This window comes from Erwinia sp. QL-Z3 (assembly GCF_004551645.1).
In the GTDB taxonomy this organism is placed as follows: domain Bacteria; phylum Pseudomonadota; class Gammaproteobacteria; order Enterobacterales; family Enterobacteriaceae; genus Erwinia; species Erwinia billingiae.
The window spans coordinates 116,387-132,949 of the sequence record NZ_CP037949.1; the positions used below are offsets into that span (position 1 = coordinate 116,387).

14 protein-coding genes and 1 pseudogene are annotated in these 16,563 nt (G+C 47.5%); 8 read left to right on the forward strand and 7 right to left on the reverse strand.

Translation table 11 applies throughout. From position 1 onward, the window contains the following. Positions 1–652 precede the first annotated feature (652 nt). From E2F51_RS00585 to E2F51_RS00600, 4 genes and pseudogenes are all read left to right on the forward strand, one after another. Entirely contained in the window at positions 653–1,129 is a 477-nt protein-coding gene (locus E2F51_RS00585) for a ferritin-like domain-containing protein (protein WP_134822474.1), read from the forward strand. Between the two features lie 125 nt (positions 1,130–1,254). Further along, positions 1,255–1,760: pseudogene (locus tag E2F51_RS00590) on the forward strand (ferritin-like domain-containing protein). Between the two features lie 63 nt (positions 1,761–1,823). Then, entirely contained in the window at positions 1,824–2,729 is a 906-nt protein-coding gene (locus E2F51_RS00595) for a manganese catalase family protein (protein WP_134822475.1), read from the forward strand. Between the two features lie 53 nt (positions 2,730–2,782). Beyond that, on the forward strand, positions 2,783–2,989 hold the full coding sequence (locus E2F51_RS00600) for a hypothetical protein (protein WP_134822476.1): 207 nt from the start codon (positions 2,783–2,785) through the stop codon (positions 2,987–2,989). Between the two features lie 722 nt (positions 2,990–3,711). Here the strand turns inward: E2F51_RS00600 and E2F51_RS00605 are convergent. The 4 genes from E2F51_RS00605 to E2F51_RS24230 all read right to left on the reverse strand — a co-directional run bounded on the left by E2F51_RS00605 (position 3,712) and on the right by E2F51_RS24230 (position 7,605). After that, positions 3,712–4,353: a DUF421 domain-containing protein gene (locus E2F51_RS00605; protein WP_134822477.1), complete on the reverse strand. Its 642-nt coding sequence runs from the start codon at positions 4,351–4,353 to the stop codon at positions 3,712–3,714. 8 nt (positions 4,354–4,361) lie between these two features. Continuing rightward, entirely contained in the window at positions 4,362–4,808 is a 447-nt protein-coding gene (locus E2F51_RS00610) for a DUF3290 domain-containing protein (protein ID WP_134822478.1), read from the reverse strand. Between the two features lie 733 nt (positions 4,809–5,541). Continuing rightward, positions 5,542–6,051, reverse strand: a complete 510-nt coding sequence (locus E2F51_RS00615) for a DinB family protein (protein ID WP_134822479.1) — start codon at positions 6,049–6,051, stop codon at positions 5,542–5,544. Positions 6,052–6,294: 243 nt separating this feature from the next. Then, positions 6,295–7,605 (reverse strand): PAS domain-containing methyl-accepting chemotaxis protein, encoded by a 1,311-nt coding sequence (locus E2F51_RS24230; RefSeq protein WP_134822480.1) that lies wholly within the window; start codon positions 7,603–7,605, stop codon positions 6,295–6,297. A 988-nt stretch (positions 7,606–8,593) separates the two neighbouring features. Here E2F51_RS24230 and E2F51_RS00625 point away from each other — a divergent pair. Further along, positions 8,594–8,974, forward strand: coding sequence for a hypothetical protein (locus tag E2F51_RS00625; protein WP_134822481.1), 381 nt, complete (start codon positions 8,594–8,596; stop codon positions 8,972–8,974). Between the two features lie 28 nt (positions 8,975–9,002). Further along, positions 9,003–9,458, forward strand: a complete 456-nt coding sequence (locus tag E2F51_RS00630) for a hypothetical protein (RefSeq protein ID WP_134822482.1) — start codon at positions 9,003–9,005, stop codon at positions 9,456–9,458. Between the two features lie 639 nt (positions 9,459–10,097). On the opposite strand, the gene E2F51_RS23765 is transcribed toward E2F51_RS00630, so the two are convergent. Further along, positions 10,098–10,328, reverse strand: coding sequence for a hypothetical protein (locus tag E2F51_RS23765; protein ID WP_245174106.1), 231 nt, complete (start codon positions 10,326–10,328; stop codon positions 10,098–10,100). Between the two features lie 352 nt (positions 10,329–10,680). On the opposite strand from E2F51_RS23765, the gene E2F51_RS00640 reads away from it, so the two are divergent. Next, positions 10,681–12,267 carry a sensor domain-containing diguanylate cyclase gene (locus tag E2F51_RS00640; RefSeq protein ID WP_134822484.1) on the forward strand — a complete coding sequence of 529 codons (1,587 nt, stop codon included), beginning with the start codon at positions 10,681–10,683 and terminating at the stop codon, positions 12,265–12,267. Positions 12,268–12,510: 243 nt separating this feature from the next. Here the strand turns inward: E2F51_RS00640 and E2F51_RS00645 are convergent, their stop codons facing one another. Next, positions 12,511–14,415: a methyl-accepting chemotaxis protein gene (locus E2F51_RS00645; RefSeq protein ID WP_245174107.1), complete on the reverse strand. Its 1,905-nt coding sequence runs from the start codon at positions 14,413–14,415 to the stop codon at positions 12,511–12,513. Between the two features lie 466 nt (positions 14,416–14,881). Here E2F51_RS00645 and E2F51_RS00650 point away from each other — a divergent pair, with 466 nt between their 5' ends. Continuing rightward, positions 14,882–15,505 carry a DUF2913 family protein gene (locus E2F51_RS00650; protein WP_245174108.1) on the forward strand — a complete coding sequence of 208 codons (624 nt, stop codon included), beginning with the start codon at positions 14,882–14,884 and terminating at the stop codon, positions 15,503–15,505. Positions 15,506–16,148: 643 nt separating this feature from the next. On the opposite strand, the gene E2F51_RS00655 is transcribed toward E2F51_RS00650, so the two are convergent. Next, positions 16,149–16,382, reverse strand: coding sequence for a hypothetical protein (locus E2F51_RS00655; protein WP_134822486.1), 234 nt, complete (start codon positions 16,380–16,382; stop codon positions 16,149–16,151). Positions 16,383–16,563: the final 181 nt, after the last annotated feature.

Below are 16,563 nucleotides of genomic sequence, written 5' to 3' on the forward strand. Positions count from 1 at the left end.
TAAATATTCTAATATCAATAAGTTAACGAGATTAAATAATTTTCTGAAGTCCACGAAAATGCCTTAACCGGACAATGCGCTTATTAATGAGACGCAATGGCATCTCCTCAACCGGCATCATTACTCAACGTCCTCGATATACATGCTTAAACTCTCGATCCTTAAATTCTTTCATGCCCCCCGTAAGAAGCAAGCTTAATAATGAATCTGAGGAGATATCCATGCTGGCTGAGAATGCCCGTTTTAAACTTAATTTTGCTAATACGACATATTATATCTTTTATTTAATAAAACCCTTTTAAAAACAGGATTAAATCACCCACACCCATAACCCCATTTTAACTTATCCGCAACCCCACGATGTTCTTTGCTCCATTTTTTACGACTCAAACCACAGTCGTAACACATTGAAAACAAATTTCATTCACCCGGAAGAATCCTGCTTAATTTTTTAGTATTTACAAGCAGGTTGCCTGCAATAACTACCCAGAGTTGATTTTACAGTAAAATTTCTGCAGCGGTTTTTATGCGCGAATTTATTTCCCTCTCTCTTTTTTTAAAAAAGTTGGTGAGGCTTTGGTGGTTTTTTTAGCCTACACTTACCATGCGCATGAAATATTTCTGATGCGCGCCATTCATTTCTGGAGTGAATATGACTATCAAAACATTAGAAGATTTATTTATTCATGATTTATCCGACGTTTACAGTGCTGAAAAGCAAATCACACGAGCACTTCCAAAAATGGCTCGAGCTGCTACTGATGAAAAGCTGGTTGCCGCTTTTCATGAACATCTTGAAGAAACGCGCGGACAAATTGAACGGCTTGACCAGCTTGTAGAAGCTACCGAAGGAGTCCGAATTAAGCGTATGAAGTGCCATGCACTGGAGGGACTTGCCGAGGAAGCACAGGAAATTATTGATTCTGTTGAGGCAGGCCCGGTAAGGGATGCAGGCCTTATCGGGGCAGCTCAGAAGGTCGAGCATTACGAAATTGCAGCCTATGGTACCTTGCAGGCTCTTGCCCTGAAACTGGGATACAAGAATGCCGCCAGACTGCTGGGAGAAACCCTCGACGAAGAAAAATCTACGGATGAAAAACTTACGGTCATTGCCGGGCAGCAGTCCTGATACCTACTGGTTTATCCGGAATGACTTACCCGTCAAGTCTCCCGCGCCATCTGTACTGCAGACGATATCCTTTACGTTAGAAATTTACAGCGAAACCGGGATAGCTGCACTGATGAGGTAATACTATGGCTCACGTTGATAACTATATTGGTTGGGTTAAAGACGCCCATGCAATGGAGAAGCAGGCTGAATCCATGCTTGAAAAAATGGCCGGCCGCCTTGAGCATTACCCCGATTTCAAAGCCCGAATCGAACAGCATATTGAAGAGACCCGTGAACAACAGGTGCTGGTCCAGTCAGTTATTGATCGCTATGACACATCCAGCTCAACCCTTAAAGACACCTTAGGAAAAATCTCTGCCATGGGACAGGCCATGGGAGGAATGATGGCAGATGACGAAGTAGTAAAGGGGGCTATCAGCGGGTATGTATTTGAGAACTTGGAGATTGCCAGTTACACCTCGTTAATCGCCGCTGCTGAACTGGTCGGTGATTTGGAGGGGTGCGTATCTTTGAGCAGATACGCGAGCAGGAGCTGGCCATGGCCGACTGGTGCTTGACTCATCTCCCTGACGTGACCGTGCAGTTTATGATCAGATCCGAAGCGCCGGGTGTCAAGGCTAAAAAATAATTAAACATATCTTAGGCAGCTCAGCATTTCTTTCAACTACATTGCATATATATGGAGTGAGCTATGTTCAGACATGTGAAGCAACTGCAGTATACTGTTCGTGTGGCAGGCCCCAATCCGGGTCTGGCTAATCTACTACTTGAACAGTTTGGTGGTCCTCAGGGCGAGCTGGCAGCAGCATGCCGTTATTTCACTCAGGGACTCGGTGATGAAGATCCGGGGCGCAAAGACATGCTGATGGATATTGCCACCGAAGAGCTAAGTCACCTTGAGATAATCGGTTCTCTTGTGGGAATGCTGAATAAAGGCGTTAAGGGTGAACTAGCTGAAGCTACCGAAAAGGAAGGAGACCTCTATCGTTCCATTACAGGCAATGGCAATGACAGTCACCTGACGTCACTGCTTTATGGCGGTGGACCTGCTCTAACCAATTCAGCAGGCGTTCCCTGGACGGCAGCATACATCGACACGATTGGCGAAGTTACCGCGGACCTTCGCTCCAATATTGCCGCCGAGGCGCGGGCAAAGATACTTTATGAACGCCTGATAAACCTAACGGACGATCCGGGCGTCAAGGATGCGCTTGGATTCCTGATGACGCGTGAAGTCTCACACCAGATATCGTTTGAAAAAGCGCTATATTCCATTCAGAACAACTTCCCACCGGGTAAACTTCCACCTATCGAGAAATATGCCAGCGTGTATTACGACATGTCCCAAGGCGGGGAAGTGAGGGGCAGCTGGAATTCTGACGAGAACTTTGACTATGTTACCAACCCGACACCTGCCGTTGATGGAGGAGACGGTACGGCCAGCGTTCAGCTGTCTGCACAGCAGCAGGCCGCTCTTGATGCACTCGCCGCTCGTACAGCTTCCGACCCGTTGGTTAATCCGGTAACGGGGACCGATATCGGGGCCGTTCCGCCTATCGAAAATGAAACTGCCTCAGCCCGTAAGCCAAAAAAATGACAGCATGAAAAGTCGTTAATCACGGCCTGGATGCCGGGCCGTCATTTAAAGAGATGATTGAAGGTTTCGTTTTCTCTGACATCATTGTAAGCAGTCCTGAAGGGCTGCTTACAATGATGTCACAACAGGATATTCTGGAAGCTAAAGAAGAGGGTGAGCCTATCTTCATTGATAAGGATGGCGGGGCCTCCATCAATATCAGATGTGCCGGGGTTAAAAAGCATTTCGCCCGTCATGTTGCCGCTTTGCGAAATGCATGACGGCACATAAGGCCGGGTTTGAAACCTCGGAATACGGCTGGGGCCACGGAGGAGGAATGTACAAGGTCTTTTGCGGGCAGACAGATTTAAAGATTTTTCACTGTAATTACATTTCGGCTTCCTTTAACGAAAGGTTTTTATTGCCGTTTGTTAATTGATGAATGACATATTTAAGCATTTACAATATTGCGACAGTTTACGAAAAGGTTACAAAAAGTTAATTGCAGTTTGTAGGCACGTGGTTGAAAAGTGGATTGAACAATCTGCTCAGAGGTAGTGCATTATTTACCATATTAGTGATATATATCATCAAACGGAAGCACAAAGCAGCCCAGAGGGCACAGGGCGGGATGCGCACGGGCACCCGAAGGATGGAGTGGAAAGGGGACCGGGCACTATACCCTTGAGTACGCCCGGAAAAACTGCCGTATGACGTCGGTTTAATGATATAAATGGCCCCCACTTCTGATTAATGTTACCCCCTGGATAAACGAAACGCTGATAACCAGGTAGACCATTGCCTGTCAATTCCGAGGATGAAGATTCAGGAGCTTGTTGCGGCACAGAATGTGCTTTGTAGAATAAATCAGAAGTGAGCGTCAATGCCAGCATCATCATTTTACAGTGCACTGTAGTGGTAGATCTGAAATTTCCGCACCGGATTAATTTCAGATACCCAGTATGTTTACATTGTCAGTTATTCCTATGCTGCAAGGCAAAGATCAGTCTTTATTATCATATGCATATAAATTTATCCGCCCAGACAAATATTCACCAAGATATATATCGCTAATTTTAGCAAAGCCTTGCTCCGCTATTTTACTTTCCAGCCACTCACTGTCTTTGCTGATAATCTCAAGCAGGTCATGGTTAGCCAACCCATCCACGATAATTGGATATCGAATATTTTCATCGCCACTCTGAATAATAGTTAACTGCCCATTTTGCTCAAGAACGACGCGTTTTAGTTGTTCCACCTCATAAATACCATTGGCTCTTAATTTAAACATCAGGTCGTTCGCAGAAACACCATTTCTTAAACACTCTCTAACATTTACCGTACCATTATGTACCAGGGTAATAGGTTTTCCGTCAATAATCCTTTTAACTAATCGATTGTTCTCTTTTAAAAACTTGAGAATAAAAACAAGTAATGTCCAGATAATCAACACCAGCACAAACTGAAGTACTGTAATCGACTCATTGTATATTACGCCTCCAATAATCCCACCCAGAACATAGTTCTGAACCTGATCCATTGCAGATGAGGGAGCAAGATTCCCTTTCCCCATGAGATTTATTTGCACAATCAAACAAACTATTCCCAGCCCTAGCTTTATAATAATAGGTATATAAATAATCATTTCACCCTTCAGTTTTTTATGGTTACTATTTCGGTACTTATCAGCCCAACCTTTGCCAGGCTGTAGGTGTTTTGATCAGGACTTAGGTTTACACGGTAATAATAGTCATTAATTTTTACTATTACACCATCCGATAGTTGCACGGAGCTGGAAAAAATAGATTTTACGCTTACACCCTCCCTCTTTGATAATAACCTCACAAAATTAACCATCTGAGAGGATTGAGAGTGTATGTTCTGGCTGTTAGTATAATCTGCATATTGCACACCGGAAATAAATAGTAAAAACAAAAAAGCTATGATCGTCAAATCCCGATATTTAGTCTGTAAGCGATGGCGCATATAAAGACTGAAAACGACAATCAAAACAAATAACGCACTAAATATAATAATGTACTTTAAAAAATCATTTATATTAGACTGCGTTTGCAGATAGTCTATGCCATAAAACTTCATTCAGATATCATCCTGACTAATCAAAGGTGTCATTTCTATAAAAATAGTGTTTTTTAATTTCCGCGCGGATATGTGATAATATAACCTATCCAACATCACCATTATTTTACATTATGGCTGATAAGTATAAATCATTAACTGTAAAAAATCCACGAGAAGTCCCCCTGAACTGTTGACTCAGGGACAACAGCGAACTGGACAGTAATTAACATATGGCTTACAGCGGAGCGCCTTCCTGTATGATTAACGTCAGGAAAATAATCATACAGGAAGGCAATATACTTTTTTCGGAAGAGGGTGAATAAGGACAGACAAGCCAGCCTTGGCATTTTAAGTACACAATATTTATTGATACAAAGAGGTGATGAATGAACGCGGGAGGTACAGCCAGAATAACGCATGCATCAACTCAGGGAGGGGCCGGGCATAGCGCCATCCTTGACCTCCTCTGTACAAGCCCGATTTCTGCCAGGCGTGGCGAATTTCATACATGCGCTCTCCATGAGCGATTAATTGCAGCTACCTCCTGCTGCCACGTTATCGCTTCTGTACCCCGGCGCTGACCCTACTGACAGACAGCAGGCGATACTTACATATATAAAGTGAGCCGTCTGCTACTTACAACGAGATACGGTGACACTGAGCTAAAAAATTTGGGCTTGCACAGGCAGCCGTATCTGCGCCATCAGATGGTTTTTCCGTCTGCCAGTCAGACTTTTCCGCTGAAAAAGCCTCACCGTGCCTCCTTTACCCAGGTGCGGGGAGGGGGCCGCATAAACCGCATCAGCCCCTCATCCGGTGCCACGCCTCCACAGGAGCTAATCAGCCAGCTGACTTCAGCCCGATGGCGGGTCCCCTGTAATAACACTTGTTCTATCAGGCACAGAGTGGTCAGTTGCGCCATTTTTCCATCTATGCGCCGGTAAGTAATCACCGTGTCATAATCAACCGGTACCATAGCAGCGACGTGTTCAACATACCAGTTGCTGCATGCCAGCATGGACAGCTGAAGGGAGCTGATGTCAGGCGTCCGGCGCGGATTCAGGGTGCGGTAAGCGTGTATTTCGCCAGTGAGATTTGCGCGTACCACCATATCGCCAACGTGAACGTGGTTCATGAGCCTGAGCATTTTCTGCATGTTTCGAGGGTGTTTAAGGGCATCCGTTGCCGCTATTGCGCTAAGCATCCTGGCATCTACCCAGCGCTTGTACTTTAGTAACGTCAGTGCAGTTGCCCTGTACATGATTTTCTCCGCGGACCCGGCCGCACCGTTTGCGCAAATACCGTGGCCGGGAGTGCGCGTTCGGATGAAAAAAAATAACTCTGCCCATGGTTAACGGCTTGCTGGATGCAGAAATATTATTCTGGTATAAATTTTAAAATGTGGCCGGCTGGCATCTTACCCGCCCCTGTTCCCTGGCGCACCCGTAATATTCTACTGTGGAATTCCATGGACACCATTCTGAATGTAAGGTCGGGTACGTTTTTAATCATCTTTAACTGAATGGGCAACATCCTTTACTGCGCTCTCCACATCTTCTGAATTTTTCTTGATGCGGGCAATTACTTCCCCCGCTTCTCGCATAAGAGCAACCCCCTCCGTAGTGTTCGCGAGGCTGTTCCCGATGCCCCTCAGTACCTCTTTGGCCAGATGGCTGTTGCCGGTCACGACCCGCTCAATTTCTTCTGTGGTACCACTGACGTTCGCCGCAAGATTGCGGACTTCTGCGGCTACAACGGCAAAGCTTCTGCCTGATGCGCCCGCCCTTGCGGCTTCAATTGCTGCATTTAGTGCGATGAGCCTTGTCTGCATAGCAAAGCTTCTGATGGTTCCGACCATGCCGTCGATGCTGTCAGACTGACTGTTCAGCCTTGCTACATCCGCAGAGACAGCAGTCATTCCCTGTGCAATTCGGTCAATCATACTGATGCTGCTCTCGACAACAGCTGCACCGGCCTGTGCACTACTCCGGGTCTGAACCGCCATATCCCATGCGTGTGAAGCAGCATCCCGTTCCCTCTGATTACGATGAACCTGCTCCGTAACGTCTGACGCAAACTTCACAATTTTATACAGCTGCCCGTCAGCATCGAAAACAGGATTATAGGTCGCCCGCAGCCACAAAGGCTCGCCTTGTCGGTTTAGTCGCGGGAACTGACCGGAAAAAAACTCTCCCTGATTCAACTTTTGCCAGAACCGGCGGTAGTCCTCGCTTCTGTAAAGCGCTTCGGCGCAAAACATACGGTGATGCTGACCCAAGACTTCATCCCGCCGGTATCCGGTGGAACTTAGAAAATTATCATTTACATCCAGCACGTGCCCGGCAGGATCGAATGATATGACAGCCATAGACCGGTTGATGGCATTCACGACAGATTCTTGTTCGAGCGCTGACTGCATACGCTCAGAGATGTCGGCGGCTATTTTAATGATTCTGAACACCCTGCCGCGCCGATCAGGGACCGCAATATAGCTTGCCTCAAGCCATACAGGGCGTTCACCCTTAGCAAATCTCAGATATTTTCCACTGAAGCTCTCCCCCCTGGCAAGACGCTGCCAGAAGTGAGCGTATTCAGATGTGCTGACCAGCGAAGCCGGGCAAAACATACTGTGATGCTGCCCGGTTATTTCGTCAGACCGGTATCCCATAGTCTCCAGAAAACGCGGGCTGGCCCTCTGTATTACTCCGGAAGGGCTGAACTCAATGACGGCCATAGTCTGCTCAAGTGCACTGAAAGAAGCGGAGGAGCGCCTACGTTGGAAGTGAAACAAGTTTGATAGCGAATGCAGACGCATGAGATATACCGTATGAAGTGATTTCTCCGGTTATCGGCATTTTCGCTGACTGCATTATGTATCGCTGTGATAGTTGCAGTTGATTATTGTTTGCAAACGTTAACATGCATTGGAATTCATTCCTGTCAGGTTTCCCTTTTCTGCTGCGGTGGCCTTATAAAGCCAAATGCCTGGCATATGTGTCGCTTATTGAATAATTCAAACCTTGTGCCGCTATCAGGGGCAGAACACCCCATTCGGAAACCTGTTGCAGTATCTGTTTTCAAATCATTAATTTAAAATCATCAGCGCCCCTGTAACAAAGCTTCCGCCAATCGGGGCTCACTGACATTCTGACTTCATGAGCAGTCCAGAAGGACGGATAGGGTAAATCTTGAGCGTCTTGGCGCGGTCGTCAACGAACTGATCATTCCCACCTTTCTGGACAGGCTGAGCCGTACGCAGGGATCCACTGACTTTACATGCTAGCTAACAGACCGCCACGCATACTTCTGCACTGACTGACGTTGCTGGCGTGAAGTAACACCTGTTGGTGAGAGGCCCCAAATTGCCATCAGACGGGCTTTAAGATCAATCTCTCTGTTCATGTAAGGTCACAATGACCAGCCGATGATTTGGCGCGAGAACTGCCAACCAGAAACAGCCCGTCTGCATGGATCCGGATGGAGATTAGGTCCGTTCCCCACCGTGTTTGTTCTGTTAATTTTGAACGCTTCAGGATAACGCCTTTACTTCACGCGGGCCTTTCTTTAAGGGCAGCCTAATTCCCACCAAGGTGTATGGCGATCCAGCCCCGGGGCCAAATGGAACGCAATATATCCACCTGCCTTGATATGCGGATCTCATTCTTCTTCCTGAAATGTGGCCTACATCAAGTTTTACCTAGAGATTTCCCTTTCCCGGGCATGACTGAGCAACTTTTCGCCGTTATGCTCGTGACTATAAGACACAGGGTGTCAGCACGCATATTCAGCGCTTAGGGGCAAACATGTTTGATCTCCGATCCTATATAATATTGCTTAATGAGGCGTTTGATACCGGCCACGACAATGATGCCTTATACCGGATGCTTGAAGCCTTCCTTGCCGCAGAAAACGAGCCTGTCAGACAGTTAAATACTAACTCATCAGAACTGCATCAAATCCTGAATAACAACCGCGTCATGCATGCATTTACCCGTGTCATGGGCGGCAGCGTCCGGCTCAGTGCGTGCTTTCGCCAGCAGGTAACCGCGCTTGGGCGCGTTGACTTCGTGTTGCTTCATACTCCGAGGGGGCTGGGCATCCGGTTTGACGGCGTGGTCGTTTGCGCAGTCAGCCCTGAAGGCGAACGTTCTTCTGTCACACCCGGGCCACAATTGAAACACTGATGGTGCAGGTTCAGGATGGATGTGTCTTATGAATCGTTATACTGGCGCGCGCAGGTTATTGTCTCATGTTATCAGGTACTACCTGGCATTGACCGGAGTATTCTTTTTTACCGTCTTATGTCATGCCCGGGCTGACTTGCCCGGTATGGGAACCACAGGCATAACGCTGGTTACTTCAGACTCCCGTGCCTTACTGAGAATAAGCTGTATGGACGGGAATTCGCTGTTCATTTCTGTTGCTGTTCCGGCTGGCAATATCACTCCTGACTCCATAACCGTGCCGGATACTCCCGCTGCACGCTGGATAACCGGCGTGCCGTCCGGGCAGTCCGTTAATATTGTTTATGCCGCTGCACCACGCGCTCTGCTCAGAGACATGCTGTCAAACCATTCCCGGAAATTGACGTTTAACCGCAGGGAATATGATTTTGACATGCATGTACTGGCAGACTGGCATCACAACCTGCCGGCAGCGTGCAGGTGAACGGACGCTGAAAAACAGCCAGAGACGCTTAAGTTATCCACAAAAAAGGTGGATAACTTCTGTACAAAATTCCTGAACCCTTCAGTTATTGCAAAAATATTATCCCTTTGCCCTATTTCCGACGCCGTAATAGTTACTGCGGCGGCCTGTCCACCCGGCCTTTCTGTTTGCGCAGCAGGCAACTGGTCAAAAACTATTCCGGCCTGTTAATGTCCTCCGGTATACGGTGCCGCCCCGCGTAAGCTCAGCCTGTGTCAGTGAACGTAAATACTGCCAAAAGAAAATGGACCTTGCCAGATGGTTGACGACCTCAGAAAGCCAGCGTTCAGACATGGCATCATCATGGTGGCCGGGTACCCATCAGGAGGTGAAGTGGTGCGGACGCCTGTCCGCGACACAGAATGTGCTCCGGCAATTTCATACGGTGCGCTGCAGGGCTCTGGCTCAGTGAAGGTATGCACTGAAAAACACCCGCCTGTCAGCATACAGGGGGCATCTCGGTTTAACGATACTCAGTCGCAACGGCCGTGGCATCGGGGATGCCTGACTTCTGCGTTTGCGATATTCACAGGCAGCAGAGCTCTTATGGCAGTGTATGGGATTTCCGTTTCAGGGACGCAGTTAGTATCAGCCTGTCGCTTATTTTCGGACATAATTATTCAGCAGATTTTCAAAAATACGGATGCCAATACCTGTGGCCAGAATATTCATCATCAGGTCAGGATCGTTACCCCGAAGCCAGGCTTCAAACTTCTCATCTTTCAGGCTCAGGACTGCTTCATCATGCAGGGAAAGCAGTAAACTATAGTTATTCACGAAAACTTCACGGTCGTGGTACTCCGCACTCATTGCCTGTGTCAATAATGGCATTATGCTCTCAAAACGCGCTGCAAGGGCACGGTGTATCTCCCTAAAATTTTCCACACTCACCTCTGCAGTACAGATATCTGAAGGTACCAGCCGCTATCTGTATAAACCCTGAATATTTTAATGGATTGCAAATAGCAACTTTTTTATTAATGTTCAGGACAATATATCCTTTTCCTGTATACCATGTCGGAGAGAGGACGATAATCCGGAAAGTTCCGATGCCTGACGGATGACGGAGTCATACTGCCTTTTCTCATAGGCGCACTATTGCTGTGCGCTTATTCCGGGGCTTTGTCACGCCGTTATGAACGGTAAACTCTTCCTTGCCTGAGCAGAATCACGGACGTCACTGATGAAAAAAAATACGATAACATTACGCACACTGCTTGTGATCCTGTCGCTGGGGGGCATTATAATGACGTCCGTCCTCCTCCTGGGCAGCCTGTGGTTTTTCCAGAAAGCCAACATTGAAGACCGCCTTCTGGACAGCAATATTGCATATGCCCGCAAGCTTTCTGACACCACCGATCGCTACCTTTTCACCGCGCAGCGCGAACTGGCTTACAGCGCAGGTTTGCTGAAAGATTTCGGTAACGTGCAGCAGCTACGTCAGGAGGCGGATCGCCTGCGCCTGCAGTCCGGTTTTTTTAATTCTGTACTGGTGGTAAAACCAGATGCTGTGGTAGTGGCAACCTCGCCGGAAAGTCTCGGTCTGGTTGGCAACACGCTCAGTTCACCAGCCAGCCGGCAGGCGCTGGCGTCCAGAGCATCCTTCATTTCCCAGCCGTTCACCTCCGCAGCCGGTAACTATGTCATTTTCATTTCTCAGCCGGTTTTCGGTCAGACAGGGGAGTATCTTGGATACATTGGCGGCAGTATTTACCTGAAAAAGCAGAGCATGCTTAGCGATATTCTCAGCACGCACTTTTTTGCCCGGGCTGCCGACATCAGCATCGTCAGCAATGAAGGGAGTATTATCTTCAGTCACGATCCCGAAAAAGTCGGCCGTGTACTGGATATCGGCCCGGATCTCAAAAAACAGCTTATCCTGTCAGCCAGCGGAAAATATCTGCTCAAAAGCGACGGGAAAGAATACCTGCTCGGATATGCCTCACTGCACAGGACCGACTGGAACATATTTGTCTACGGTACCGCTGACGATGCCGCCTCTATTCTCTGGAACACTGCCCGAAATGCCGTATGGTTCATTCTGCTGATCGTCATTCTGGTGGGCAGTCTGGTGGTGCTGTTTGCGGCCCGCATCTCTTCGCCACTGGAAAAACTCGCGCAGTCCATTCATACCACAGACAGCGGCGCCACGCTGAGGGCCCTGCCGCAGATAAACGCCTGGTATACAGAGGCCGTCAGACTGCGTGAGGCGGTTTATCATCATCTGCAGATGATGATAAACCAGGTCTCTTCCCTGACGGACGAAACACGCACCGACCCACTGACCGGACTACTGAACCGCCGGGGGTTCGCAACCCTTATCAGACAGCATGCGCGTACGCCTAATCATTGCGCCATCGCCGTTGATATCGACCATTTTAAAAAAATAAACGACAGGCTGGGACATGATGCGGGTGATGCCGTCCTGATAAGCCTCGCTGGTCTGCTCAGGACAGCCTGCCGGAGCAGTGATATAGTCAGTCGATCCGGGGGAGAGGAGTTTGTTATTTTCATGCCTGATACTCAATTATCTGACGCTGCCGCCACGGCAGAAAGGGTCCGGCACCTTGTGGAAACATCTTTGTTCCCTTACGCAGGACAGATCACCGTGTCAGCCGGGGTTGCGGCGCTCATTGATGTGCAGGGGAGTACGGAAGGGCTTTTCCGTCAGGCCGATATGGCGCTTTATGAGGCTAAAGGAACAGGCAGAAATATCGTAATCATCAGCACCCATGAAGGGATGAAAAGACAGGCGAACGGTAGTCTGTGAGGACAAAATGATATGCAGTTATCGTCAGCTGCTGCCGGCAACCAGTTTTCAGTAAATACCTTGCAGTGACACTGTGCGAACAGCGACCGTCCGGAAATACGTGTGTACAGTGCTGCAAACCATCCCTGCCTGTCGCACTGACGCTCATGCGTTATTTCAGCTGCAGTGGCCTTTTCGTGAGGCTTTTCAAGCCAGACGAAAAGGCCACTGCAGTTCAGGAATTTAATTCATTGATTCATAAAGTCAAAAAGATTGCCAGTTATCACCTGATGAATGAGATGTATTTTTCACCGGTGCCTGAATGTTCTTTTTTTCTGCTGGCAATCTGGATGCCGCGCGCAATGCTCCCGTTTTGAAGAAAGCAACAGCCGTCTCCAGACGACCGGCTTCTTCCTGAAGAGAACCTGCGGCAGCCGCCGACTGTTCAACCAGTGCAGCATTTTGTTGAGTAGTCGTGTCCATTTCCGTCATGGCCTGACTGATTTGACTGATGCCACGATTTTGTTCATCTGAAGCCGTTGCAATTTCTTTCATAACTTCATTCACCTGTCCAACCGAGTGAATGATGGCCTCCATTGTTTTACCGGCATTTTCCACCTGGCCGGCCCCGGAATTAACCTGGCCTACAGATTCGTTGATAAGCCCTTCAATTTCCTTTGCGGCCAGGGCACTCCGCTGTGCAAGATTCCTCACCTCACCGGCCACGACTGCGAAACCTCTGCCGCCTTCACCTGCACGGGCAGCCTCCACCGCTGCATTTAAAGCGAGAATATTTGTTTGAAAAGCAATGCCATTAATAACCTGTGTTATTTCTGAAATGCGCGATGAGCTTCTTCTTATGTCCTCCATGGTCGAAATCACGCCGCTGACAACCTTACCGCCCTCAGTCGCCTGTATAGATGCTTCCCCGGCCAACTGGCTGGCATACAGGGCATTTTCGCTGTTAAGTTTTACTGTGGACGTCAGTTGTTCCATACTGGCAGCCGTCTGAACGACTGCTGCAGCCTGTTCTTCAGTTCTTGAGGATAAGTCTTCATTACCCATCGCTATTTCAGAGGCCGCATTATTAACGTTCGACACGCCGTCACGAACGTTATTAATTATTTCTTCCAGTCTGATCCTCATGCCATTAACCGACTGCATTAATAGTCCTAACTCATCTTTACGATCCGCAACGACAGCATGCGTGAGGTCACCTTCTGAGATGCGTTGGGCCATCGTGAGTGTTTGGGCGAGTGGTTTATTGATGCTTAGTGTTATACGCCATGCGAACAGGAGACTTATAACTACCGAAAATACCGATAAGAAAAGTATTTTTATACGTGCGGAACTGATAAAGTCAGAGGATATTTTCTTCTGATAATAAAACATATCATCTAAAGTTTTGTCGAATTGCTCTCCTTTGCTCACCAGGTTTTTTGCGGCCATATGATGTTCAGACCAGAGCGCTTCAAACGGTGATGCTGATGTCAGAACTTTGTCAATAATATCAACAGTGGGAATAGTTAATTCGCCCAGAGCCGGATTGGTGATTAAATTCAGCATTGAAACTGTCTTTTTGGCATCGTTAAGAGCGGTGTTGAGGGTTGCTTTCAAAATATCATTCGGTTCTTTAGTGAATGAAAGCACCAGTAAATTAACTTCTTTTAATTGTGAAGACAGTCGTTGAAGTAAAAGTGCCGTTTCATTATCCGCTTTGTTTTCTTCAACTATGGCGTCAATTTTTTTTGCAAGAATGAGATATGGCAGTTGCTGTAATGAGGAAGCCTGCGCCATCATTCGTTGCATGTAATCAACCAATATATTGCGTTGCGTTCCATAGCTATCCATGGCCTGCTCAATATCTTTAAGTAACCTGCTACCTTCCGTATCCCAGGAAAACACGGCAAGCATTTTATACTGGTTATTGAGCTTTTTAAGCGCATCCGCATTCTTATCAGCATACTGTTGCTCATTCGTATACTGGTAAAGTGTGCGATTTAGGCGGGCCTGACCAAAAGTGCTGTTCATTTCGATGGTAAGACTTCTTCTCGCCGAATTGTCCTGAATGGTGTCAAGGCAACCAGAAGAAACAATCGCTGTCAGGATGAGCGCTCCGATTACCACGGAAAATCCCAGAGCAAGTTTTGCTCCAACTTTCAAATTCATGAAATAACTGCCGTTTATTAGACTTCGCATAACATACAACCCCTTGATTTATCTTGTCTTAATTTTTTATATGGCATTAAGAGAACTTCAGTCATTAACAGTTATCGGCATTAAATAAATTTCATTAAATAAATTTACATATTGTCATTTTTCAGAGTAAGAACCATGAAACTATTTCTAAACCATCTTACTGCGCATACGCGCTCTTCCTGAACTTTTTATCAACCAATTCATACTGATAAGTAAAATACCCGACATCAATCAAGGGGGGTTAAATTTTTATTAACGGTGAATTATTTAAGGTTTCTGAATCGAATTAATCATGAGTATCTTTTTTTTGAGGCAGATGCTAATCATATTAACTTCGAAAGGGAGGCCTCATTGCGATAATATGGGAAATGAAGGGTTGCTGTTATCGTACGCACTGGTACTAAACGATGATGAAGTATCTGTACAGGAGGGGTTGATGGATGAAACAACGGGAAACAGCCGGGTGTCTCACTTAGCCTGGTGTGCACTGGTTGCATTACACATTGCGCGACGCGAAGGTATCACCTCCACACCCCTGCAGGAAAACCTATTTCTGACGAGGTGGCTGGCCACGGCTGAAAAGCAGCGTCTTTTTCCCCGCGAGCTGGCCGCCGATATCGCCTGGATGTTAAAAACAGGGCGTGAAATGGGTACCCGCGCGGACCTGCCGGGTAAATTAGAATACCTGTGGCGTACCGGAAACGGCAGTTTACTGGATCAAAAGGACCTGTTCCGCCTCCAACAAGCTCTTCATGCTCTCAGGCGCAGCGGCTGGTTTTATATGGTACTGAGTGACAAGGAATGGAGCAGCTCAAGATCCCGGAAGCCTTTCCCTGAAACGCCCGGGCTTTATTTGAATAAAAATGGACTCGATAACGCCTTCGATGCGGAGGGTAATCAGATCCACTCGCTTTTGGTGCATATTACAGGCGACTTCGATGGGCTGGACGTTGTGTTAAGGCAGTCAGGGTGGCGCAGGGAACCGACCGGACAGGAATTTCTGCACAGCCTCTTTGCCACTTCTTTTGATGGGAGCCGATTAGGCAATGCTGCCCTGTGATTTCACATGTGAAACGGACAACCCTGTTGCTCCTCAGTAGCTGATGGAATATCAATAATTTTTGGAAAAACAGCCTTTCCGTAACGATCCTCACAATTATTTTGGAGAAAACCTCATCAAGAACACCATCCGTGAGCGCGATCCTGTCCACGATTGTTGACTGAATTAAGACCTGTTCTTACAGAACCGGTAAAGAGGCGGGCCATCGCACTAAACATTTCACGTTAAGTCCGTTTGGTGCTCAGGCATGACCGGCTGCTTTCAGCGAGTAGCGGGAGCTCTTGATTGTTATCATTCGGGTCGTGTTACCTGCACTGCCCTATGTTTATTGTCGAGTGAAGCAGTCAAACCCGATGTGCAGGCTCAGTAGCTCCCTGATATGCGATGTTATAATTCTCCCCGCGACTGAAGTGATGAGTGAAATTAACTTCATCAAAAATAATCTTATATCGTTAGATGAAGGATCTTTTTCGGGCGTCATGCGCACCTGAAGAATAATCACCCCATCCCCAGAGTTGAAAATGCATCCGGCTACAGACACGCAGGAAGCCTTACCGGTCACATGGGGGATGGACTGAAGCGTCTGACATGTCAGCTCTTCTGGATATCCCCGCCGCTGACGTGATTTTACTGCAACAGATTATTAGCCACGGAAAGGTGGACGCATCTTTGATTTGTGTTTGAACTCACTGGCCTCATCCTTCACTGCGAACTGAATGGACCTGGCATTATGACAATTTACCGGGCAGGAAAACGGCTTTAAACCCTTCCTTCGGGAGGTGCAGACGCGCGGATACAGCAGGCTGAATTCCTCGCGGAGGATCATGCCAGCTGTTGCGCAATCTGTTGCTGCCGGTCTAAAATAGAGGTCGGCCATCGGAAGCTTCTTTGTGTGCACCGTATGGCCGGATATTTCCCTGGTGTTGGCTAAATTTAGCTCCTGACCTTAACGGTCAGGTTTTTTTTCTTCAGCCGACGGAGTCAGTGTACAAGAAAGAGTGAAACCGGTAAGCTGTACTTAAGTATAGGTTTGCGCGTAATCACATCACGGTGACTTT